We start from the raw sequence: 22,636 nt of genomic DNA, 5'->3' as shown, positions 1-22,636 counted from the left end.
CCACGCCCTCGTGGTTCGAGGGTCGCAAGTGCTCCCGCCTCACCATGAGGGCTACTGGGATACCGAGCCAAGAGTAGCCCTCATGGTGAGGTGCGCGTTCTTCACGCGCCTCGAACCACGAGGGCGTGGCAGGTGAGCCTCTACCGCAATTTCCTCTCCGTCGGAGGCCTCACCCTCATCTCCCGTGTCGCCGGCTTCGTGCGCGATGCGCTGATGGCGGCAGTGCTGGGCACCGGGCCGGCGGCCGACGCCTTCTTCGCCGCCTTCCGCTTCCCCAACCTGTTCCGGCGCCTGTTTGCCGAAGGCGCCTTCAACACCGCCTTCGTGCCGCTCTTCTCCGGCGCGCTGGAACGCGAAGGCCGCGAAGCGGCGCTCGACCTGGCCTCGCGCATCATGGCCTGGCTCGTCGCCATGCTGGTGGGCGTGACCATCCTGGCGGAAATCTTCATGCCGCAGATCATGGTCGCCTTCGTCCCCGGCTTTACCGATGATCCGGAAAAATTCGATCTCACCGTCCTGCTGACGCGGATCATGTTCCCCTACCTGGCCTGCATGTCGCTGATGGCCGCCTATGGCGCGATCCTCAATTCGCTGGGCCGCTTCTTCGCCGCTGCCTTCGCCCCGGTCATTCTCAACCTGGTCAATATCGCCGCCATGATTCCGCTGGTGACCTTCTGGGTCATGGACCCGGCCGGTTCAGCCATGTGGGTCTCCGTAGCCACCATGGCCGGCGGGCTGGCGCAACTGGCGCTGGTCTATGCCGCCATCCGCCGGGCCGATTTCGTGCCGGCTTTGCGCCTGCCCCGTCTCGATCCGGAAGTGCGCCGCTTCTGGGTGCTGGCCGTGCCGGCCATCCTTACCGGCGGCATAACCCAGATCAACATCTTCGTCGGCACCATCATCGCCTCGGGCGCCGACAATGCCATTTCCATCCTCAATTATGCCGACCGGCTCTACCAGCTTCCGCTCGGCATTATCGGTATCGCCATCGGCACGGTGCTGCTGCCCGAGCTTTCCCGCCACCTCAAGGGCGGCCGTGACACCGAGGCCCGCGCCACGCAGGACCAGTCATTGCTGGCCGCCATGCTGCTCTCCATGCCGGCAGCCACCGCGCTCATTGCCATGGCCGAGCCCATCGTGCGGGTACTGTTCGAGCGTGGCGCCTTCGACGCGCTGGCCACCACCCAGACGGCGCAGGCCCTGATCGCCTTTGCCACCGGCCTGCCCGCCTATGTGCTGATCCGCGTGCTGCAGCCGGGTTATTTCGCCCGCGAGGACACGGTAACGCCCACCGTCTTTGCCGGCATCTCGGTCGTGGCCAATATCTCGATATCGCTGCTGCTGTTCCCGAGCCTCGTCCATGTCGGCATTGCCATCGCCACCTCGGCTTCGGCTTGGCTCAATGCGGTATTGCTGGCCGTATTCCTGGCGCGGCGCGGCCATTTTGCCCTGACCCGCGCCGAATGGCTGCGCCATGGGCTCATTATCGCCATCAGCGCCGTTATGGGCGGAGCACTTTATCTCCTGGTCGAGCGCGGCGCCGCCCATTTCGCCAGCGGCGCGCCCCTCTGGAGCCAGGGCGGCTTGCTGGCCATACTCGTGGTCTTCGGCATGGCCATCTATTTCACCCTGGTCCACATCACTGGCGCCCAGAAGCTGGGCCTGCTGCTGCGCCGCCTGCGGCGCTCAAAGTAGCCCTCATGGTGAGCTTGTCGAACCACTGACGCGTGGCGCGATAGCTCCACTCGCTCAACCCCATGGTTCGACTGGCTCGCCATGAGGTCTCCGAGAAGACGGTTCCAAAGTACGGCTTTCGGCTATAGAAAGTCGCGACTATCGCGAATATCGGGCTCTCCATGACCTTCACCAATCGTGTGTTTTCCGGCATCCAGCCTTCGGGCGACCTGCATCTGGGCAATTATCTCGGCGCGATCCGCCGCTTCGTGCCCCTGCAGGACACGCATGACTGCATCTATTGCGTCGTCGACATGCATGCCATCACGGTCTGGCAGGACCCGGACGACCTGCGCCGCGCCACCCGCGAAGTGGCCGCGGCCTATGTCGCTGCCGGCATCGACCCCAAAAAGGCTGTTATCTTCAACCAGTCCCAGGTCATGCAGCATGCCGAACTGGCCTGGGTGTTCAACTGCGTCGCCCGCATCGGCTGGATGAACCGGATGACCCAGTTCAAGGACAAGGCCGGCAAGAATTCGGAAAATGTCTCGCTGGGGCTCCTGGCCTATCCCAGCCTGATGGCGGCCGATATCCTGCTCTACAAGGCCACCCATGTGCCTGTCGGCGACGACCAGAAGCAGCATCTCGAACTGACGCGCGACATCGCCGCCAAGTTCAACAATGACTATGCTGCCTCCATCGCTGCTCAGGGTGTCGGGCAGGATGACGGGAGCTTCTTCCCGATCACCGAGCCGCTGATTGCTGGCCCGGCCACGCGTATCATGAGCCTGCGCGACGGCACCAAGAAGATGAGCAAGTCGGACCCGTCCGACCAGTCGCGCATCTCCTTGCTCGACAATGCCGACGGCATTGCCAAGAAGATCAAGAAGGCCACCACCGATCCCGAGCCCCTGCCCGAGACGGTGGAGGGCCTGGCCGGCCGGCCCGAAGCCGACAATCTCATCGGCATCTATGCCGCGCTGTCGGACCAGACCAAGGCCCAGGTCATCGCCGAATTCGGCGGCAAGGGCTGGGGCATTTTCAAGCCGGCTTTGGCCGATCTGGCCGTGGCGCAGCTCGGCCCCATGGGCGACGAAATGCGCCGGCTGATCGAAGACACGACCACGATCGACGCCATCCTGCGCGACGGCGCCGAGAGGGCGCGCGTCATTGCGGAGGCGACAATGGTCGATGTCCGCTCTATCGTCGGCTTTATCCGCTAACAGCGTTTCCAGGAAAAAGTGCGGCGCGGGTTTTCCGCCCGGAAACGCGACAAAGGAACAATCCAGGGGAGCGGCCGTGGTTTCACAGACCGAATACAAGCGCAAATTCCTCGTCGTCATCGACGAGACGCCCGAATGCGAACGGGCGCTGACCTTCGCGGCTTACCGTGTGAAGCGTACGGGCGGTACCGTGGTGCTGATGAGCGTGATCCAGAAGCCCGAATTCATCGGCCTGGGCGTCGAGGACGTGTTGCGCGCCGAAGCCGTCGAGGAGGCCGAGCGCAACCTCGATGCCCGCCTTGCCCGCATCCGCGACATCGGCGAAGTCCGCAGCGAATCGGTGATCCGCGAAGGCAGTGCCGCCGAGGAGATCGAGCACGTCATCGACCAGGACCGCGACATCGCCATCCTGGTGCTGGCGGCGTCCACTTCGAATGAAGGCCCCGGCCCGCTGGTCATGCACTTCGCCAACCGCGCCAATGCCCTGCCCATCCCGCTGACCATCGTCCCCGGCCGCATGAGCGACGAGGAGATCATCGCCATCTGCTGAGCGGGCAGCGGGCAAATCGCGCCGAATGGCGGGGTGGCGTATGCCTTACATGGAACATGCAGTCGTCTCCCTCCCCCTTGTGGGGAGGGATCAAGGGTGGGGGTGAGTCCCACGCACTGAGCTTGTGGAACCTTACCCCCACCCGAGCCCTTCGGGCCCACCCTCCCCACAAGGGGGAGGGAGAGGCATCCAGGATGCGGCACCCCTGGGCCATTCGGCCGTAGGCCTCATGGCCTTCTCGCCTCAAATCGCTCCACTGGAGCAATTTGCCCTACGGGACGGCTCGAAGCCCCTTGCATCCTGAGCGCAAAGGTCTATTTTAGAAGCGTTCTAATCGTAAATTGCAGGCGCCCCGATGTTCATCCAGACCGAAGCCACGCCCAATCCCGCGACCCTGAAATTCCTTCCGGGGCGCGATGTGCTAGTCGGCGAGCCGCGCGATTTCCGCAGCGTCGAAGCATCCGGCAATTCGCCGTTGGCGCAGGGCCTGTTCGGCATCTCCGGCGTCACCGGCGTCTTCCTCGGCTCCGATTTCATCTCGGTCACCAAGGACGACACCAACTGGGCCCATATCAAGCCGGCCATTCTCGGCGTCATCATGGACCATTTTCTGTCCGGCAAGCCCGTCATCGTCGAGGGCGGCGTGGAAATCGCCAATTTTGACGAGGTCGATGAATTCTTCGAGGAAGAAGACAGCGAGACGGTGGAAGTCATCAAGGAATTGCTGGCCACCCGCGTCCGTCCGGCCGTGGCCATGGATGGCGGCGACATCACCTTCAAGGGCTTCAAGGAAGGCACCGTCTTCCTGCATATGCAGGGCGCCTGCTCGGGCTGCCCCTCCTCCACCGCCACGCTCAAGAGCGGCATCGAAAACCTGCTCCGCCACTTCGTGCCGGGCGTCGAGGCCGTGCAGCAGGTCTGAGCGATATCAGTTAAGCAGCAAGCCAAGGGTCTGGAGAGCAATCTCCGGACCCTTAGTTTTTACGTAGGGGCAATGCCACGCCCTCGTGGTTCGAGGGTGCTTCGCTCCCGCCTCACCATGAGGACTACTGGGATACCGAGCCAAGAGTAGCCCTCATGGTGAGGTGCGCGTTCTTCACGCGCCTCGAACCACGAGGGCGTGGAGCCATCTACAAGCCTACTCCGCCGCCGCCTTCTGCGCCGATGTCCGCTGATCGGTAATCGCCAGCGGCTCGGCGCTGTCGCCTTCCCGCTTGCGCCGGATACGCAGCCGCTTGATGCGCCGGCTGTCGGCGGCGAGTATTTCGAATTCGAAGCCGTCGAGCCGCGTTACCCGCTCGCCCCGCTTGGGCACATGGCCAGCCAGATCGAACACCAGCCCGCCGATGGTTTCCACATCCTCGGCATATTCGCCGGGGTCGAAATCCGGCCCGATCAGGCTGCGCACGTCGCTCAGTTCGGCGCGGGCATCGGCGATATAGGTATCGGCCCCCACCTTGCGGATCAGCGCGGCGGCCAGTTCGTCATGCTCGTCCTCGATCTCCCCGACCACCGCCTCGAGCAGGTCCTCGATGGTGACCAGGCCGTCGGTGCCGCCATATTCGTCGACCACGATGGCCATATGCACGCGGCTGGCGCGCATCGATTGCAGCAGGTCGCCCACCGGCATGAAGGTGGGCACGAACATGGCGTCGCGCGTGATGTCGAGCTTGATGATCTTCTGCTTGAGCACGCTCGAAACCAGCTTCACCGGCACATCCTTGGCCGGATCGGTCACCGGTTCGGTGATCCTGCCCAGCGCGTCCTTGACGTGGATGAAGCCCAGAATGTTGTCGAGATTGTCGTCATAGACCGGCAGGCGCGAATGATGCACCTGGCGGAACCGGGCGATCAGCGTGCCCAGATTGACATCGGCCTCGATGGCCTGGATGTCCGACCGTTCCACCATCACGTCGCCGACCGACACATTGGAGAGCTTGAGCACGTTCTGCAGGATCGTGCGTTCGCTTTCGGAGAAATCGGCGGCTTCCGAACTCCCCTGCTCGTCGAGCGCCACCTGCAGGTCGTCGCGCAGCGACACCGTGCTGCGCGCCAGCATGGCCTTGATGCGGTTCCAGATCGTTGGCCCCCGTGCGGGCACGGAGGCGGTGCTAGAAGGAGGCTCGGGATTGGTGGGCGCCGTCTGGGGGCCCGGACTGTCACTGTCGTTCATGATCTCTCGCCGCAACAAGCGGCTTATCTGTCCTCGAAACGGAATACGCCCGGTCCATTCTGGCGCCGGCCCTAATCGGCATAGGGGTCGTCGACCCCGAGCGCTGCCAATATCTGGGTTTCGAGGCCCTCCATTTGAAGAGCCTCCGCTTCATCAAGGTGATCATATCCTAAAATATGCAGAAATCCATGCACCACGAGATGGGTGAAATGCGCTTCGAATGTGACGCCCTGCTCCTCCGCCTCGCGGATCAGGGTTTCACGCGCCAGGGCGATGTCGCCGAGAATGCCCATAACGGGCCCAAAGGGCTCGATTTGCGGGAAGCTCAGCACATTGGTGGACAGATCCTTGCCCCGCCATTCCCTGTTGAGCGCGTGTTGTTCCGCGTCATTGGTGAGCAGGATCGACAGTTCCGCCACGCCCTTGACCCTGGCCTTGCTCTGCTTGAGCGCCTCCAGGACCGCCGCTTCGGCGCGGGCCTCCAGATTTTCGGGCCAGTCGTCATCGTTGCGAATGACGGCGATGTCCAGGGGTGGTGTGGTTTTCGGCATCGATCTTCTAATTTTCCACGGTGTCATCCCGGCGCAGGCCGGAATCCATCCTGAGGTCCATCCATACACGCGGTGAGCCAAGTCATCTCAAGATGGATTCCGGCCTGCGCCGGAATGACATCGCGTGAGTGGGGGTATCCAGGGCTCAGGCCCGCGGTGGCAAGGTCCCCAGTGTCCGCGCCAGGCCCTCTGTGTCCTTCTGCGCAAGTCGCCTTGCCGAATCGGCCTCATAGGCCCGCACGATGCGGCCGACCAGCGCATGGCGCACCACGTCCTTGTCGCCGAACCGGCTGATATGCACGCCCTCGACGCCATCGAGCAGGTGCACCGCCTCGATCAGCCCCGATTTCTCGCCGCGCGGCAGGTCGACCTGGGTCGGATCGCCGGTGACGATCATCTTGGAATTTTCGCCCAGGCGCGTCAGGAACATCTTCATCTGCATCGACGTCGTGTTCTGTGCCTCGTCGAGGATCACCACGGCATTGGCCAAAGTCCGGCCGCGCATGAAGGCGAGCGGCGCCACTTCGATAATGCCCGAAGTGATGCAGCGCTCGACATTCTCAGGCTTCATCATGTCGTAAAGCGCGTCATAGAGCGGGCGGAGATAGGGGTCGACCTTCTCCTTCATGTCGCCGGGCAGGAACCCCAGGCGCTCGCCGGCCTCGACGGCCGGACGGGAGAGGATGATGCGGTTGATGTCGCCGCGTTCCAAGAGGCTCGCGGCATGCGCCACGGCCAGATAGGTCTTGCCGGTACCGGCCGGGCCGACGCCGAAGACCAGTTCGCTCCGCTCCATGGCGCGCATATAGGCGTCCTGTGCCGGGGTGCGCGCCACGATGGTGGATTTGCGCGTGGCGATCTGGGCCATGCGCACCTTGCCCTTGCGTTCCAGCGTCGGCAGGGTGAGCTGGCTGTCCTCGGTCTCGATCATGCGGATGACGCCATCGACATCGGAAATGTCGACCGCCCGACCCTCTTCGAGCCCGGCATAGAGCGATTCCAGCACGCGGCGGGCCTGGTCGACCGAAGAAGCGGCACCCTTGAGCAGCACATGGTTGCCGCGCGGCGTGGCCGACACCTTGAGCCGCTGTTCGATCAAGGCGAGGTTCTGGTCGAAATCGCCATAGAGCTGGGCAGCGAGGCGATTGTCTTCAAAAGCGAGTTCGAGTTGCGATGCGAGTGCGTTGTCTGCGGTCGGTGACAAATGCCTGCTCAAACTGGTGTGGCTCCCGGAAGGGGGCGGCGCGGGCGCGCCGCGATGATGACAACGAGGCTAGGATGATTTGGGTGCAATGTCTGTAGCAATATTGTGACTGCGGAGGGCAGCCACAAGAGCGCCGAAGGCAGGGCCACAATCTGGCCCAAAACGTCCTGCAAAACCACTTGCAATGTACAAGCGGTTTTGGAGAGTGTGACATGCCCAAATTCATTACCATCGGCTACGGTGACGAAGCAGGATACAACAGGACGGACAAATCCGTGCGGGACGCGGCGCATGCCCACGACGCCTGGCTCGTCGAACGCGGTGCGGAGATGGGCATCGCCGGCCGGCCGGTCCAGGTGCGGAATCACGACAACAAAGGTGTCGTGACCGCGGAGGGTCCGTTTCTTCAGGCGAACTTTCCCATTGCTGGCTTCGGCCTTATCGAGGCGGCCGACATGGATGAGGCGATCCTGCTGGCGTCCAGGTCACCCTGCGCCGTAGCCCACGGCGTGATCGAAGTCTGGCCCTTGCAGCAGACGCCCTAGATCAGGCGGCAACGGCGACCTTGAGCCGGCCCACCAGCGAATTGGTGCTCGTGCCGATGATTTCCACCTGGTGGATCGCGCCGATCAGGTCCGTGCTGCCCTCCAGGTGCACCGCCTGGAGATAAGGCGAGCGCCCGCCGACCTGCCCCGCCTGGCGGCCAGGCCGTTCGATCAGCACCGGCAGGGTCTTGCCGACGCAGCTTGCGTGGAAATCCGTGGTCTGCGCATTGACCAGTTCCTGCAGGCGATAGAGCCGCTCGGTTTTCACCTCTTCGGCGATCTGCCCGTCGAGATTGGCCCCCGGCGTGCCGGGTCGCGTCGAATATTTGAACGAATAGGCCGAGGCATAGCCGACTTCGCGGATGATGCTCAGCGTATCCTCGAAATCCTGGTCGGTTTCGCCGGGAAAGCCGACGATGAAATCGCCCGATAGCGCCATGTCCGGCCGCGCCGCCTTGATGCGCGCGATCACATCGAGATATTCGGCCGCCGTATGGCGCCGGTTCATGGCCTTGAGGATGCGGTCGCTGCCTGACTGCACCGGCAGGTGCAGATAGGGCATCAATATATCGAGGTCGCGATGCGCCGCCATCAGCGCGTCGTCCATGTCGCGGGGATGGCTGGTCGTGTAGCGCAGCCGCTCCAGCCCCGGAATGTCCGCCAGCAGATAGGCCAGCTCGCCCAGCCCCACGGCCCGGCCCTTGTCGTCCACGCCGTGATAGGCGTTGACGTTCTGACCCAGCAGGGTGATTTCCTTCACCCCGGCTTCCACCAGCCCGCGCGCTTCCGCGATCACCTGCGCCACCGGCCGGCTGACTTCGGCGCCGCGCGTATAGGGCACGACGCAGAACGAACAGAATTTGTCGCAGCCTTCCTGCACCGTGAGGAACGCGGTCAGCCCGCGCTTGATGGTCACTTCCTTCTTCGCCGCCGGCAGGTGCTCGAACTTGTCTTCCTCGGGGAAGTCGGTATCGACAACTGCCCGCTTGAGGCTGGGATGCATGTGCCGTTGCGCTTCGGCCTGCACAAGCATGTCGGGCAGCCGGTGATAGGCCTGCGGCCCGAACACCATATCGACGACAGGCGCGCGACGCGCGATTTCCTCGCCCTCTGCCTGCGCCACGCAACCGGCCACGCCGATCATCATGTCGCCGCCCAAGGCGCGGCGCTCGGTCTGCAATTCCTTGAGCCGTCCGAGTTCGGAAAAGACCTTTTCCGAAGCCTTTTCGCGGATATGGCAGGTATTGAGCAGCACCAGGTCGGCCTGCGCCATGTCGAGCGTGGTTTCATAGCCGTGCGGCGCCAGCGCATCCATCATGCGGTCGCTGTCATAGACGTTCATCTGGCACCCATAGGTCTTGATGAACAGCTTCTTGGAATTGGCGCGCGTCTCGGTCATGCCGGCTCTTTACCAGTGGCTGGTGAAGACTCCAAGCCATCTCCGGCGTCTGCAACCTTGCCCCGTGCCGCGGGTTTCTCTCCCAACAAGGGAGTTTGCCATGACCCAGAGCCACAAGACCCACAAGACCGACAAGGCCGCCGCCATGAAGGACGGCAAGAAGCCCGGCCCCGAGGATGCCCCGGTGCAGGTGCGCAATGCCGGCAAGGAGGCCCAGGCCGACAAGCCCAAGGACTGGGATGAACAGGACGAAGCCCTCGACGAGAGCTTCCCGGCCAGTGATTCCAGCGCCAAATACTGATCGGGATTGCCCGGATAACGTGGCATTTCTGCCAGCCCTGCCAAACATTTGCACAAAGATTGCTGCTGCCCGCTTCCGGGCGGTGCCTGTCTGACGCTATGGTTGGGCCGCGGCTGAAGGGTATGGTGTGATAGCAGCCGCGGAAAGCGCGGCATGGCGGGGGCGACGCAGAACAGGGTGGACCAGACTGCACTGGCCTTGGGCAGGCGGCCTTGGCCTGTCGTACTCTATCTCGTCGCTTTGATGCTGGTCATCCTGATCCCGGCACTGGTCGTGTCGCTGGTCCTGCTCAACCGCAATAACGACGCCCAGGAACAGACGATCCGGGCCCTCACCACCGCAACGGTCGAGGCCATGGCCCAGGCCGTGGATAATGAAGTGGGCGGCATGCTCACCACGTTGCGGGTGCTCTCCACCTCCGAATTGCTGCGCAGTGGCCGGCTGGCCGATTTCCGCGAAGGGGCCCTCGTGGCGCTGGAGCAGATGGGCGCCAATCTGGTCGCGCTCGATGCCGATCTCGACGTCGTGCTGAACACCGATGCGCCCTATGGCACATCATCGGGGCAAACCTCCGATCCGGCCTCGGCCCAGCGGGCACTCGCCGCCGGCGTCGCCGTGTCCAACCTCTTCACCGGCAAGGTAACCGGCCGCTCCCTCTTCAATGTCCTGGTGGCGCTGCCCGACAATCCGTCCGGCGTGGCCCTGCTCGCTTTGACGCAGGAAGCCGGCAGGCTGACATCGGCATTGCAGGCGCGCCAATTGCCGTCCGGCTGGCATGCCGCGCTGGTCGATACCAACAATGTGGTGATCGCCGCCACGCCGGAGGCCGAGCTGCAGGCCGGCACCACCCTGCCCGTGCGCCATCCGGTGCCCGACGCCGCGCCCGACCAGTGGCGGCGCGAATTGTTCGACGGCAAGACGGTGGTGACGGCCGAGCGCCGCGCGCCCATCTCGGGGTGGCGCGTCGTGGCCTGGGCTTCGACCGATATTGTCGGCCGGCCGATCGATGACAGCCGGTTCTGGCTGGCGGCCTGGGGCTTGCTGATCGCTCTGTTCGCCACCGGCGCGGCTTTGCTGATTTCCCAGCGCGTCGCCCAGTCGGTGCGCGGCCTGCGCCGCGAGGCGCAGAAGCTCGGCCGGGGCGAAGCCTCGGTGCCCAGGGCCTATCCGGTCGCCGAAATCGCCGAAGTGTCCCAGGCCCTGGCCGAGGCCTCCGCCCAGCGCCAGACTGCCGAAAACGAGGTGCGCTTCCTGATGCGCGAACTGGCGCATCGCTCCAAGAACCAGATGACGGTCATTGCCGCCATGGCCAAGCAGACCGCCCGCGGCGCCGACAATGTCGAAGATTATGTGCAGGGCTTCGAGCGGCGCATCCACGGCCTGGCCCGCTCCACCGACCTGCTGCTGGCCCATGGCCTGGCCGGCGTGCTGCTCGGCGAATTGGTGGAAAGCCAGATCGCCCCGTTCAGCCCGCCCGACGCCTCGCGGATCGACGTGGCCGGGCCTACGGTGCGGCTCAACGTCCAGGCCGCCCAGATCATGGGCATGGCGGCCCATGAATTGTCCACCAATGCGGTCAAATACGGCGCCTTTGCCGGCGATGGCGGCGCACTCAAGGTGCGCTGGCGCATTGTCGACCAGCGGCTGGACTTCAACTGGCGCGAAACCGTGCCGCACCGGGTTGCCACCAGCGACCGGGTCGGCTTCGGCACCACGGTCCTGCAATCCATGGTCGGCCGCTCGCTGGGCGCCGAGGTCGAGCGGCATTGCCACGACGACGGCATGGAGTGGCGGTTCCTCATTCCGCTCAGCGCCATCGACCCGGCCGCGGCGCCGGCTGCCGCCGAAGACGAGCCATCCGAATAAATTCTGGCGTTATTCCGCGCTTTGCACTATAGGGACGCCAGCCTCGGGCCTTCGGGTCCGGGCCTTCACGGCCCCGCCTGGACGACATCCCGGCCGGGGCGACCCGATCCTCCTTTGAAAGGATATGCCCGATGTCGATCACGCCCGAGCGCAAGAGCGCTCTGATCCAGGAATATGCAACCAAGGCCAACGATACCGGCTCGCCGGAAGTCCAGGTTGCCATCCTGTCGGAACGCATTGCCAACCTCACCGAACACTTCAAGGGCCATGGCAAGGATAACCACTCCCGCCGCGGTCTGCTGAAGCTTGTCTCGACCCGCCGCCGCCTGCTTGACTACGTCAAGAAGGTCGACGAGAGCCGCTACAAGACCCTGATCGAAAAGCTCGGCCTGCGCCGCTAACAAGCGCGCAACCGAATTGCGGATGCGGGGGCCAGCCTCCGCCTCCGCTCTCTCGCCCTCCGGGGTGATTAAGAGACCATTTGAAAATTCGCTGTGGCGAGTCAAATGGCGGTGGCTTTCGAGAACCGGAGCGGAACGTACGCTTGTACGTGAACACCGGAAGCGCAGAAAACGCCGACAGTTGGCCGTCACAGTAGAGTTTGAAAACGGTCTCTAGCGTAGACCGGCGATTGCCGGAGCATGGCAGGATTATTGGCCGCTCCCCGCCTCACGCTCGCAAGATCAATCCCTCAGGCTTGATCCCGTGAGGCACCCAGACGTCAAGTGTGGGAGCTGCTTGTTGTCTTGCCCATGTTTCGTCACCGCCAGACGTAAACAGCGCCTGATTTTGAGCTTGAACTGCACATGGGGTGCAGTGGCGAGTGCGGGTGCACCGGATGAGTTCGCGGGATTTTCCTACGCCCCGCGTTCCCGCTCAGCCGGCAGAATGGAAAGACTAGATATGTCCACGATCAATTTCGATTACCACAAGGTCGAGCTCAACTGGGGCGGTCAGCCCCTGACGCTCGAGACCGGCAAGATGGCCCGCCAGGCCGATGGCGCCGTGCTCGCCACCCTGGGCGAGACCGTGCTGCTCGCCACCGTCGTGTCAGCCAAGTCGGCCAAGCCCGGCCAGGACTTCTTCCCGCTGACCGTCAACTACCAGGAAAAATACTTCGCCGCCGGCAAGATCCCGGGCGGCTATTTCAAGCGTGAAGGCCGCCCGACCGAGAACGAGACCCTGGTGTCGCGCCTCATCGACCGCCCGATCCGCCCGCTCTTCCCCGAAGGCTACAAGAACGAGACCCAGGTGGTCGTGACCGTTCTGCAGCACGACATGGAAAACAATCCCGACGTGCTGGCCATGGTCGCCGCCTCGGCTGCCCTGACCATTTCCGGCGTGCCCTTCATGGGCCCGATCGGCGCGGCCCGCGTCGGCTATGTCGATGGCGAATACGTGCTGAACCTGGCCGTTGACCGCCGTTCGGAATCCAAGCTCGATCTCGTCATGGCCGGCACCGAAGACGCCGTGCTGATGGTCGAGTCCGAAGCCAAGGAACTGAGCGAAGAAGTCATGCTCGGCGCCGTGATGTTCGGTCATGCCGAGAGCCGCAAGGTGATCCAGGCCATTATCAAGCTGGCCGAACTGGCCGCCAAGGAGCCGCGCGATTTCGTGGCGCCCGACTATTCGGCCCTCGAAGCCGACGTGCTCAAGGTTGCCGAAGCCGATCTGCGCGCCGCCTACAAGATCACCGACAAGGCCCAGCGTTACGCTGCCGTCGACGCCGCCAAGAAGGCCGTCAAGGAAGCCTTTGCCGCCAAGGTCGAGGCCGGTGAAGTCTCCGCCGAAGACCTCGGCGAAGTGATCCACAACCTGCAGGCCAAGATCGTGCGCTGGAATGTGCTCGACACGGGCCTGCGCATCGACGGCCGTGATCTCAAGACCGTTCGTCCGATCGTTTCGGAAGTCGGCGTGCTGCCCCGCACCCATGGTTCGGCTTTGTTCACCCGCGGCGAAACCCAGGCGCTGGTCGTTGCCACGCTCGGCACCGGCGAAGACGAGCAGTATATCGACTCGCTCGAAGGCACCCACAAGCAGAACTTCCTGCTGCATTACAACTTCCCTCCCTATTCGGTGGGTGAAGCTGGCCGCATGGGGTCCCCGGGCCGTCGCGAAATCGGCCATGGCAAGCTCGCCTGGCGCGCCATCAACCCGATCCGTCCCTCGGTCGAAGAATTCCCCTACACGATCCGTATCGTGTCCGAGATCACCGAATCCAACGGTTCCTCCTCGATGGCCACCGTCTGTGGCACTTCGCTGGCGCTGATGGATGCCGGCGTGCCGCTGGCCCGTCCGGTTGCCGGTATCGCCATGGGCCTGATCCTCGAAGGCGAGAAATTCGCCGTGCTGTCCGACATCCTGGGTGACGAAGATCACCTCGGCGACATGGACTTCAAGGTGGCCGGCACCGATCAGGGCGTCACCTCGCTGCAGATGGACATCAAGATCGCCGGCATTACCGAGGAGATCATGAAGATCGCCCTCGAGCAGGCCAAGGGCGGCCGCATCCACATCCTGGGCGAAATGGCCAAGGCCATCACCGCGTCCCGTTCGGAAGTGGGTGAATTCGCCCCGCGCATCGAGACCATGAAGATCCCGACCGACAAGATCCGCGAAGTGATCGGCACCGGCGGCAAGGTGATCCGCGAGATCGTCGAGAAGACCGGCGCCAAGATCAATATCGAGGATGACGGCACCATCAAGATCGCCTCGTCCGACGGTAGCCAGATCGAAGCGGCCATCAAGTGGATCAAGTCGATCACCGACGAAGCCGAAGTGGGCGCCATCTACCAGGGCACCGTCGTCAAGACCGCCGATTTCGGCGCCTTCGTGAACTTCTTCGGCGCCAAGGACGGTCTGGTCCATATCAGCCAACTGGCCGAAGCCCGCGTTGCCAAGACCACCGACGTGGTCAAGGAAGGCGACAAGGTCTGGGTCAAGCTGCTCGGCTTCGACGAGCGCGGCAAGGTCCGCCTTTCCATGAAGGTTGTCGATCAGGCAACCGGCAAGGAAGTCGTCAAGAGCGAGGAAGCTGCCGCCGAATAAGCGGCAATCGCAGGAAATCCGCAGGAAGGCCCGGAGCGATCCGGGCCTTTTGCATGCGTTGCAGCCTTGCAACAGCTTTGGCCCATCACATTACGGAGAGGAACCCTCTTCACCAAAGCTCGTTGGGCGAGTGAGGCTTTCCTGCACTAGCGAACCTCCTGGCGGCAGCTTAACCACTGACCGATCAGTATAATTGCGTCACAAGCTTACCCAGGGAATTGCCCTTGCTCTCTCGCCGCTTGTTCATGATCGGCCTCCCCGCCGTCGCCCTCGCTGCCTGCTCGTCCACCCGCACCCCCGTGGTGCAGGAGCCGCAGATCGATCCCTATTACCTGCGCATGTATGGCGCGGTCCTGGGTGAGCCCTTCCCCATTGCCGCCATGGACCTGCGCCGCGTCGATCCGCGCTGGTGGCGCCAGGAAGTGCCCTACATGACCACAGAGCGGCCGGGCACCCTCGTCATCGATACCCCGCAGCATTTCCTTTACCTGGTGCTCGAAGGCGGCCGTGCTTTGCGCTACGGCATCGGCGTCGGCAAGGACGAGTCGCTGGTCTTCCGCGGCACCGCCACCATCGGCCGCAAGGCCGAATGGCCGCGCTGGACCCCGACCAAGTCGATGATCGCCCGCGAACCCGACCGCTATGGCCCCTATGCGTCAGGCATGCCGGGCGGCCCCACCAATCCGCTCGGCCCCCGTGCGCTCTATCTCTACAAGGATGGCCGCGACACGCTGTTCCGCCTGCATGGCACCACCGAGCCCTACACGATCGGCACCAATGTCTCCTCGGGCTGCATCCGCCTGATGAACCAGGACATTATCGATCTCTATGCCCGCGTGCCCACCGGCGCCCGCGTCGTGGTGATCAACTAACCCGCTTTACCCGGGTCGCTGCCGCGGCAGCGGGGCGCCTTGTTTCGGAATCCGTAGTCACCGAAGCAAAGTTTCCTGCTGCCGCGACAAAGGCCCGGGGCTGAAATTGAAAAAGCCCGCTCCCGAACAGGGGGCGGGTTTTTGTTGGATACCCCACAGCCTCCCCCTGATAGGGGGTGTTCACTTCGGAATCCTTCTTGGTCCGGCGCGTGTGATCTACCCCCACCCTTTGATCCCTCCCCACAAGAGGGAGGGAGACGATGAACACTAACTTCGAGCTGGCGCCTCCCTCCCCTTGATGGGGAGGGATCGAGGGTGGGGTGACGGGAGCCACAGAAATCCGAAGTGACACTTCCCCCTCCTCCCCCTGTCAGGGGGAGGTTGGGAGGGGATATCCCAAACGAAAAAAGGGCGCGGTCTGCACCGCGCCCTTTGTAACTTCGATGATCCAGCCTTTTACAGCGTGCGCTGCACCGTCTCGACGCGGAAGCATTCGATGACGTCGCCCTGGCGCATGTCTTCGTAATTCTCGAAGGCCATGCCGCATTCCTGGCCGGTCTGGACTTCCTTGACCTCGTCCTTGAAGCGCTTGAGCGTCTTGAGCTTGCCTTCGTGGATGACGACGTTGTCGCGGATGAGGCGCACGCCGGCGCCGCGTTCCACGATGCCCTCGGTGACCCGGCAGCCGGCGACCTTGCCGACCTTGGTGATCGAGAACACTTCGAGGATTTCGGCATTGCCGATGAAGGTTTCGCGGCGTTCGGGCTTCAGCAGTCCGCTCATCGCATTCTTCACGTCCTCGATGAGGTCGTAGATGATGTTGTAGTAGCGGATTTCGATACCGTCGCGCGCGGCCAGCTCGCTGGCCTGCTTGTTGGCGCGGACATTGAAGCCGATGACGATGGCGTTGCTGGCCGAGGCCAGCGTCACGTCGGATTCGGTAATGCCGCCCACCGCACTCATCAGGATCTGCGCCGACACTTCGTCGGTCGAGAGCTTGTTGAGGCTGGCCACGATGGCTTCCACCGAACCCTGCACGTCGCCCTTGATGATCAGCGGGAACTTGGCGATGCCCGCCACCTTGAGCTGATTCATCATCTGCTCGAGGCTGGTGGCGCCGCCGCCCGCCGTCTTTTCACGGATGGCGCGCTGGCGATATTCGGTGACTTCGCGGGCACGCGCTTCGGTCTCGACCACCGAGAAGCGGTCGCCCGCGCTCGGCACGCCGGTAAAGCCCAGCACTTCCACCGGAATGGACGGGCCGGCTTCCTTGACCTGCTCGCCCTTGTCGTTGATCAGCGCACGCACGCGGGCAAATTCGGTGCCGGCAACCAGGATGTCGCCGATGGCGAGCGTACCGCGCTGCACCAGCACCGTTGCCACGGCGCCGCGGCCGCGATCGAGCTTGGCCTCGATGACCAGGCCCTCGGCGCGCCCGTCGCGGGCCACCTTGAGCTCCAGCACTTCGGCCTGCAGCAGGATGGTCTCGAGCAGCTTGTCGAGGCCGGCCTGCGTCTTGGCCGACACTTCCACGTCGAGCACGTCGCCGCCCATCGATTCCACGAACACTTCGTGCTGCAGCAGCTCGGTGCGGACGCGGGTCGGGTTGGCTTCCGGCTTGTCCATCTTGTTGATGGCCACGATGATCGGAACCCCGGCCGCCTTGGCATGCTTGATGGATTCGATCGTCTGCGGCATCACGCCGTCATCGGCCGCCACGACAAGCACGGCAATGTCCGTTGCCTGGGCGCCGCGGGCACGCATGGCGGTGAACGCCTCGTGGCCCGGCGTGTCGAGGAAGGTGATCTTCTGGCCGTTCTTCTCGACCTGATAGGCGCCGATATGCTGGGTAATGCCGCCGGCTTCGCCACTGACGACATTGGCCTCGCGGATGGCGTCGAGCAGGCTGGTCTTGCCGTGGTCGACGTGACCCATGATGGTCACGACAGGCGCACGATCGGTCAGGTCCTCGGCCTTGTCGTCCGAAGCGATATCGAACAGGCCTTCTTCCACGTCCGCTTCCGACACGCGCTTGACCGTATGGCCCAGCTCGGTGGCGATCAGCTCGGCCGTATCGGCATCAAGCACGTCGTTGATCGTGGCCATGCGATCCATGCCCATCAGCATCTTGATGACCGTGACCGAGCGTTCGGCCATGCGGTTGGCCAGTTCCTGCACCGTGATGGCTTCCGGAATGGTCACTTCACGGCTGAGCTTGGGCGCATCCTGCTGGTTGCGGCCCATCTTCTTGTCGCGGCGGCGGCGCATGGCGGCGAGGGAGGGACCGCGATCGCGATCGCTCTCGGCGCCGGCATTGGTCACCGTCAGGCGGCCACGGGCATTGGCGTCCTCGCCGGCGCGGCGCGTCGGCCGTTCCGGTGCGGCCCTTGATGCACGCCGTGCATTTTCGAGCTCGGCTTCGGTCGTCGGCCTGGTCTGCGGTGCGCCGGTGCGGATCTTGCGGCCATCGGCTTCGCTGGGCGGGGCCGGCGGCACATTGCCGATCGGCGCCATGCCCGAACCAGCCGGACGGCGTTCACCGGCCGGACGGCCGGCCGTGCCGGATGGGCGGGTACCCGGAGCGCCCGGACGGGCGCCGGCGGCGCCGGGACGAATCAGCGCATTGGCGCCGCGTTCGCTTTCGGGGCGGGTATTGCTCGGACGCTCGACACGCGGCGGACGCGGCGGCTGGCCGGGGCGACCGGCAACCATGCGCACGCTGGACGGGCCCGGATTGCGCTGCGATGCCGGCGTATAGCTTGCCGGTGCCTCGGGCTGCGCTTCGGTTTCGGCTGTGGCCTGCGGCGCGGCGGCTTCCGGCGCCTCGCTGGCGGCGGGCTCGGGGGCGCTGCCTTCGGCCTGGCGGCGTTCCTCTTCGGCGCGCTCGGCTTCTTCGCGAATCTGGCGGCGGCGCGCATCGTCTTCCATGCGGCGCGCTTCTTCGGCGGCGAAGCGTTCCTTGTCCTCGGCCTGGCGGGCGCCGGCCATCGCCAGTGCCTGGCGGCGGGCCTCGGCCTCGGCGGCGCTCAGTCCCAGCGGTGCGCGCGGCGCCGCGGCCGGACGGCCGGCGGCAGGACGCTGGCCCTGCGGGGCACCCGAACCGGGTTGCGGGCGATGCGGTGCGCTTGGAACATTCGGCTTGGGAACCAGGCGCGTGCGCTTTTCGACGACAACCGTCGAGCGCGAGGAGCCGCGCGACATGCCCGGACGGTTGCCCAGGCCTGGGCCGCCCTTCAATGTCAGCGTCTTCTTCGCGCCAGTGTCGTCGGTGCGCTTGTCGTCGTTATCAGCCATGTATCTCGCGTCTTTCGTCGGTGGCCTCGGGCAAAAGGTCACCGTCAACCGCAAGGCGGTCGGTGTCCTTTTCCGTCGGTTTGGCAGTGTAAAGGGCCAGTCTACGGGCCTTTTCCACTGCCGCTTGGGCTGCCGCCCCTCTCGTGAGGGCAGCATGTATCACATTTTCAAGGCCAAGTGCCAAACCCATTTGCTCTGAGGAGAGCAATTCGAAATGGGGCACTTCGAAGCCGTTAATTTCTTCCTCGGCAGCCGCGTAATGCAGCGCCTTGAGCGGCCCGACCATCTTGCTGCGGCCATCCGCGGCCGCATCGGTAGCGGTGATCAGGGCGATCAGGTTTCCCGTCTCGATCAGGCCGCGCACCTTGGTGGCGCCAAAGGTCAGTTGCCCGGCCTTGCGGGCCATGCCCAGCGCATTGAGATAGCGCTGTTCGAGCCGCAATTGCGTGAGCCCGGGCAGGTCGTCCGGCAGGCGAACCTCGGTCTTGAGGCTGCGCGCGAACACTTTCTTCTTGACCGCCTCGGCCACCGCATCGCGGCTGAGGCTGATCCATACGCCCCGCCCCTCGGCCTTGGCTTCGGTATCGGGCACCAGCACGCCATCGGGCCCGAGCACGAAGCGGATCAGCTCCGCCACGGGCTTTTCGGCCCGCGTCAGTGCGCATATCCGCGTCGTTTCTTCGCGCCGGGCCATCTCTGGTGCCCTCGCTCGGATTCGGCCCTTAGGCCGAAGCCTCTTCGGTATAGTCGTCGCCTTCGACCGGCGGCAGATCTTCTTCATTGATCCAGCCGGCCTTGATGCGGGCCTGCAGGATCATGTCTTCGGCTTCCTCGCGGCTGACAGGGAAATCCTTGAACGTGCCTTCGAAACGCTTGGTCTCGCCGTCCTTGCGCTCGCTCCAGCCGATCAGGTCGTCCGCGGCGCAGCCGGCAAAGTCTTCCACATTCTTCACGCCATCCTTGCCCAGGGCAACCAGCATGGCAGCAGTGAGGCCGGCAATCTCGTAAAGCTCGTCCTCGACGCCGAGCGCCTTGCGCTCTTCATCATGGGCCTTGTCGATGGCCGCCAGGTATTCGGCGGCGCGGTTCTGGATTTCGCCGGCGGTTTCTTCGTCGAACCCGTCGATCGACGCGATTTCATTGGCGTCGATATAGGCCAGTTCCTCGACCGAGGAAAAGCCTTCCGAAGCCAGTAGTTGGGCAACCATCTCGTCAACGTCAAGGGCAGCCATGAAGAGGCTGGAGCGTTCGGTGAATTCCTTCTGCCGGCGCTCGCTCTCTTCCTGCTCGGTCAGGATGTCGATATCCCAGCCGATGAGCTGGCTGGCGAGGCGCACATTCTGGCCGCGGCGGCCGATGGCCAGGCTCAGCTGCTCGTCGGGCACCACCACTTCGATACGCTCGGCCTGCTCGTCCAGCACCACCTTGGCCACATCGGCCGGCTGCAGCGCCGAAACCACCAGGTCGGCAATGGAATCGGTCCACGGAATGATGTCGATCTTTTCGCCCTGCAGTTCGCCCACCACGGCCTGCACGCGCGAACCGCGCATACCGACGCAAGCGCCCACGGGGTCGATGGAGCTATCCGACGACGTCACGGCGATCTTGGCGCGGCTGCCCGGATCGCGGGCGATCGAGCGGATGGTGATCACGCCGTCATAGATCTCGGGCACTTCCTGCATGAAGAGCTTGGCCATGAACTGCGGATGGGTGCGGCTGAGGAAAATCTGCGGCCCGCGCTGCTCGCGGCGCACGTCATAGACATAGGCGCGCACGCGGTCGCCATAGCGGAACATTTCGCGCGGGATCAGCTCGTCGCGGCGGATAATGGCTTCGCCACGGCCCAGGTCGACAATGACATTGCCATATTCGACGCGCTTGACCGTGCCGTTGACGATTTCGCCGATGCGATTGAAATATTCGTCATACATGCGCTCGCGCTCGGCATCGCGCACCTTCTGCACGATGACCTGCTTGGCGGACTGCGCGGCGATGCGGCCGAATTCCATCGGCGGCAGCGGCTCGGTCAGGAAATCGCCGACCTTGGCTTCGGCCGACTTGGCCTGCGCCTGCTTGAGGTCGATCTGGCGGCTGGGCTCCTCGACTTCGTCGACGATTTCCAGCAGGCGCCACATGCGGGTTTCGCCCGAGCGCGGATTGATCTCGACCTTGATCTCGGTCTCGGCGCCGTAGCGGCCCTTGGCGGCCTTTTCCATGGCGTCCTGCATCGCCTCGATCACGACCATGCGGTCGATCGACTTTTCGCGGGCAACGGCATCTGCGATCTGCAACAGCTCAAGGCGGTTCGCGCTAACGGCCATTTAGTGGATCTCCTGGGAGTCTTCAGTATCGTCGTATTCGACGGTTTCGGTGTCTTCGTCGTCGATGGGGTGGGCTTCCTGGTCCAGCCGCGCCTTTTCCATCAGTGCGTCGGTCATCACCAGCTTGGCCTCGGCCAGGGTGGACAGGAGCAGCCGATGGTCGGGGTCGGTGCCGCCGGGCGCGTCGGGCAGGGTGATGGTCACCGCCTCGTCGTCCACGCCCTTGATGAAGCCGCGGAAGCGCTTGCGGCCATTGATCATGTCGGCCAGCTCGATCTTGGCCTCATGGCCGATATAGCTCTCGAAATCGCGCTTGCGCACCAGCGGCCGGTCGATGCCGGGCGAGGAGACTTCAAGGTGATATTCGCGGTCGATCGGGTCTTCCACGTCAAGCACCGGCGAGAGGTCTTTCGACAGCGTCTCGCAGTTGACGATGGTGAAGCGCCCCTTCTCGTCCTCGGCCATGATCTGCAGCGTCATGCCGTTTTCCTGGGTGATTTTCACACGCACCAGAGAAAATCCCAGGCCATTGGCCACCGGCTCGACGATACGGGAAATCCGGGCTTCCAGGCCCGTTTCCTTGATGTAGCGTTTTTCGGTGAGATCGAAGCTCATCGTTCCCCAAGGTAATAAAAAAGAGCGGGGCCGGGCGGCTCCCACTCTGCAAAACTTGCTGAGATGTTGGCGCCTATATAGCGCCGTTGACCCGGAGTGGCAAGGGCGGCACGCGTCAGTGGTTCGACAGGCTCACCATGAGGGCTGCTCGATATCTCGGTAGCCCTCATCCTGAGCCTGTCGAAGGACGAGGTCGCTGCACGGTCCCAGTCGTGCCCCCTATTTCTCCCAGGTCACGCTGGCCACGTCGGCGCCCAGTTCCTCCAGCGACGCGCGCAGGTCTGCCACCATGGCGTCCGGCCCGCAGAGATAGAAGCGCTGGTTGAAGTCGGTGATATGCTGCTTGAGGAAGGCTGTGTCGATCCGCTCCTGTAGCAGGCGCGACTTGGGATCATCGGTCACCGTCCACAGCGTCTCGAGCCCGTCCATGGCCTCGAATTCGTCGCGCAGGATGATGTCCTTCTCGGTTTGGTTGGAAACAATCAGCCGATTGCCCTTCAATCCGCCCTTGGCATTGAGGCTGCGCAGGATGGCGATGAAGGGGGTGACGCCCGCGCCTCCGGCAATGAACGTGCCCGGCCCCTTATACTGGATCGTGCCCCACACATCGCGCAGCAGCAGATGGTCGCCCGCTTCGCAGCCCCAGAGCGCATTGGTGACGCCAGGATGGTCGCGATAGCTCTTGATGGTGAATTCCAGCGTCGGCTCGCCCTGGAGCGAGGTGAAGGTGAACGGCCGCTTCTTGTCCGCCCAGTCGGGCTTGTCGATGCTGACTTCGGTGGCCTGTCCGGGGCCGAAATGAAAATTCTTCGGCTTTTCGACGCGATAATGACGGACATTATGGGTGACCATCTCGGTCTTCAGAATCTGGACGCGCGTGGGCATGGTGATCTCCTTGTGCCTGTTAGACGCCTGCCCCGCCCAATGGTTCCCATCCCCCAACCCCCGCGACGGCTTGGGTTGTCGGCAGGAAACGCGGTATCGCCGGGGAAACCGGGGT

General features: G+C 64.0%; 19 protein-coding genes. 10 read left to right on the top strand and 9 right to left on the bottom strand.

Features of this window, described 5'->3' with window-relative positions:
* Window positions 1-132 precede the first annotated feature (132 nt).
* The 4 genes from murJ (at window position 133) to NVV79_RS06675 (ending at window position 4,369) form a co-directional block, all read left to right on the top strand.
* Complete coding sequence (gene murJ / locus NVV79_RS06690) at window positions 133-1,695, top strand: murein biosynthesis integral membrane protein MurJ (RefSeq protein WP_303987417.1); 1,563 nt, start codon at window positions 133-135, stop codon at window positions 1,693-1,695.
* Window positions 1,696-1,856: 161 nt separating this feature from the next.
* A complete protein-coding gene (gene trpS / locus NVV79_RS06685) occupies window positions 1,857-2,897 on the top strand; it encodes a tryptophan--tRNA ligase (protein ID WP_303987416.1) in 1,041 nt (346 codons plus the stop codon).
* A gap of 76 nt (window positions 2,898-2,973) precedes the next feature.
* The gene (locus NVV79_RS06680) at window positions 2,974-3,447 is read left to right on the top strand and encodes a universal stress protein (RefSeq protein WP_303987414.1); all 474 of its coding nucleotides are present in this window, start codon (window positions 2,974-2,976) and stop codon (window positions 3,445-3,447) included.
* Between the two features lie 355 nt (window positions 3,448-3,802).
* Window positions 3,803-4,369: a NifU family protein gene (locus tag NVV79_RS06675; protein WP_303987412.1), complete on the top strand. Its 567-nt coding sequence runs from the start codon at window positions 3,803-3,805 to the stop codon at window positions 4,367-4,369.
* Between the two features lie 216 nt (window positions 4,370-4,585).
* Here the strand turns inward: NVV79_RS06675 and NVV79_RS06670 are convergent, their stop codons facing one another.
* From NVV79_RS06670 to NVV79_RS06660, 3 genes are all read right to left on the bottom strand, one after another.
* Window positions 4,586-5,620, bottom strand: coding sequence for a hemolysin family protein (locus tag NVV79_RS06670; RefSeq protein WP_303987410.1), 1,035 nt, complete (start codon window positions 5,618-5,620; stop codon window positions 4,586-4,588).
* Window positions 5,621-5,691: 71 nt separating this feature from the next.
* Window positions 5,692-6,171: an rRNA maturation RNase YbeY gene (gene ybeY, locus NVV79_RS06665; RefSeq protein WP_303987408.1), complete on the bottom strand. Its 480-nt coding sequence runs from the start codon at window positions 6,169-6,171 to the stop codon at window positions 5,692-5,694.
* Window positions 6,172-6,316: 145 nt separating this feature from the next.
* Window positions 6,317-7,375, bottom strand: coding sequence for a PhoH family protein (locus NVV79_RS06660; protein ID WP_303987407.1), 1,059 nt, complete (start codon window positions 7,373-7,375; stop codon window positions 6,317-6,319).
* Window positions 7,376-7,587: 212 nt separating this feature from the next.
* On the opposite strand from NVV79_RS06660, the gene NVV79_RS06655 reads away from it, so the two are divergent.
* Complete coding sequence (locus tag NVV79_RS06655) at window positions 7,588-7,920, top strand: YciI family protein (protein WP_303987405.1); 333 nt, start codon at window positions 7,588-7,590, stop codon at window positions 7,918-7,920.
* A 1-nt stretch (window position 7,921) separates the two neighbouring features.
* Here the strand turns inward: NVV79_RS06655 and miaB are convergent, their stop codons facing one another.
* Window positions 7,922-9,319 carry a tRNA (N6-isopentenyl adenosine(37)-C2)-methylthiotransferase MiaB gene (miaB, locus tag NVV79_RS06650; RefSeq protein ID WP_303987404.1) on the bottom strand — a complete coding sequence of 466 codons (1,398 nt, stop codon included), beginning with the start codon at window positions 9,317-9,319 and terminating at the stop codon, window positions 7,922-7,924.
* Between the two features lie 100 nt (window positions 9,320-9,419).
* Here miaB and NVV79_RS06645 point away from each other — a divergent pair, with 100 nt between their 5' ends.
* The 5 genes from NVV79_RS06645 to NVV79_RS06625 all read left to right on the top strand — a co-directional run bounded on the left by NVV79_RS06645 (window position 9,420) and on the right by NVV79_RS06625 (window position 15,406).
* Window positions 9,420-9,620: a hypothetical protein gene (locus NVV79_RS06645; protein WP_303987403.1), complete on the top strand. Its 201-nt coding sequence runs from the start codon at window positions 9,420-9,422 to the stop codon at window positions 9,618-9,620.
* Between the two features lie 153 nt (window positions 9,621-9,773).
* The gene (locus NVV79_RS06640; RefSeq protein WP_303987401.1) at window positions 9,774-11,486 is read left to right on the top strand and encodes a sensor histidine kinase; all 1,713 of its coding nucleotides are present in this window, start codon (window positions 9,774-9,776) and stop codon (window positions 11,484-11,486) included.
* 131 nt (window positions 11,487-11,617) lie between these two features.
* Window positions 11,618-11,887, top strand: coding sequence for a 30S ribosomal protein S15 (rpsO, locus tag NVV79_RS06635; RefSeq protein WP_303987399.1), 270 nt, complete (start codon window positions 11,618-11,620; stop codon window positions 11,885-11,887).
* 502 nt (window positions 11,888-12,389) lie between these two features.
* Window positions 12,390-14,534 carry a polyribonucleotide nucleotidyltransferase gene (gene pnp, locus NVV79_RS06630; protein WP_303987397.1) on the top strand — a complete coding sequence of 715 codons (2,145 nt, stop codon included), beginning with the start codon at window positions 12,390-12,392 and terminating at the stop codon, window positions 14,532-14,534.
* A 245-nt stretch (window positions 14,535-14,779) separates the two neighbouring features.
* Window positions 14,780-15,406 carry a L,D-transpeptidase gene (locus tag NVV79_RS06625; RefSeq protein ID WP_303988343.1) on the top strand — a complete coding sequence of 209 codons (627 nt, stop codon included), beginning with the start codon at window positions 14,780-14,782 and terminating at the stop codon, window positions 15,404-15,406.
* A gap of 456 nt (window positions 15,407-15,862) precedes the next feature.
* On the opposite strand, the gene infB is transcribed toward NVV79_RS06625, so the two are convergent.
* The 5 genes from infB to NVV79_RS06600 form a co-directional block, all read right to left on the bottom strand.
* The gene (gene infB, locus NVV79_RS06620) at window positions 15,863-18,700 is read right to left on the bottom strand and encodes a translation initiation factor IF-2 (RefSeq protein WP_303987396.1); all 2,838 of its coding nucleotides are present in this window, start codon (window positions 18,698-18,700) and stop codon (window positions 15,863-15,865) included.
* Window positions 18,693-19,394, bottom strand: coding sequence for an RNA-binding protein (locus tag NVV79_RS06615; protein WP_303987394.1), 702 nt, complete (start codon window positions 19,392-19,394; stop codon window positions 18,693-18,695). Before NVV79_RS06615 ends, infB begins: the two co-directional genes overlap by 8 nt.
* A gap of 28 nt (window positions 19,395-19,422) precedes the next feature.
* Window positions 19,423-21,021 carry a transcription termination factor NusA gene (nusA, locus tag NVV79_RS06610; protein WP_303987392.1) on the bottom strand — a complete coding sequence of 533 codons (1,599 nt, stop codon included), beginning with the start codon at window positions 21,019-21,021 and terminating at the stop codon, window positions 19,423-19,425.
* A complete protein-coding gene (gene rimP / locus NVV79_RS06605) occupies window positions 21,022-21,636 on the bottom strand; it encodes a ribosome maturation factor RimP (RefSeq protein ID WP_303987390.1) in 615 nt (204 codons plus the stop codon). It abuts the gene before it with no gap.
* 219 nt (window positions 21,637-21,855) lie between these two features.
* Window positions 21,856-22,521: an FAD-binding oxidoreductase gene (locus NVV79_RS06600; protein ID WP_303987389.1), complete on the bottom strand. Its 666-nt coding sequence runs from the start codon at window positions 22,519-22,521 to the stop codon at window positions 21,856-21,858.
* Between the last annotated feature and the right edge of the window lie 115 nt (window positions 22,522-22,636).

This window comes from Devosia ginsengisoli, from assembly GCF_024707105.1.
Lineage (GTDB): Bacteria > Pseudomonadota > Alphaproteobacteria > Rhizobiales > Devosiaceae > Devosia > Devosia ginsengisoli_A.
This window is presented reverse-complemented; position numbering and strand designations above follow the sequence as displayed.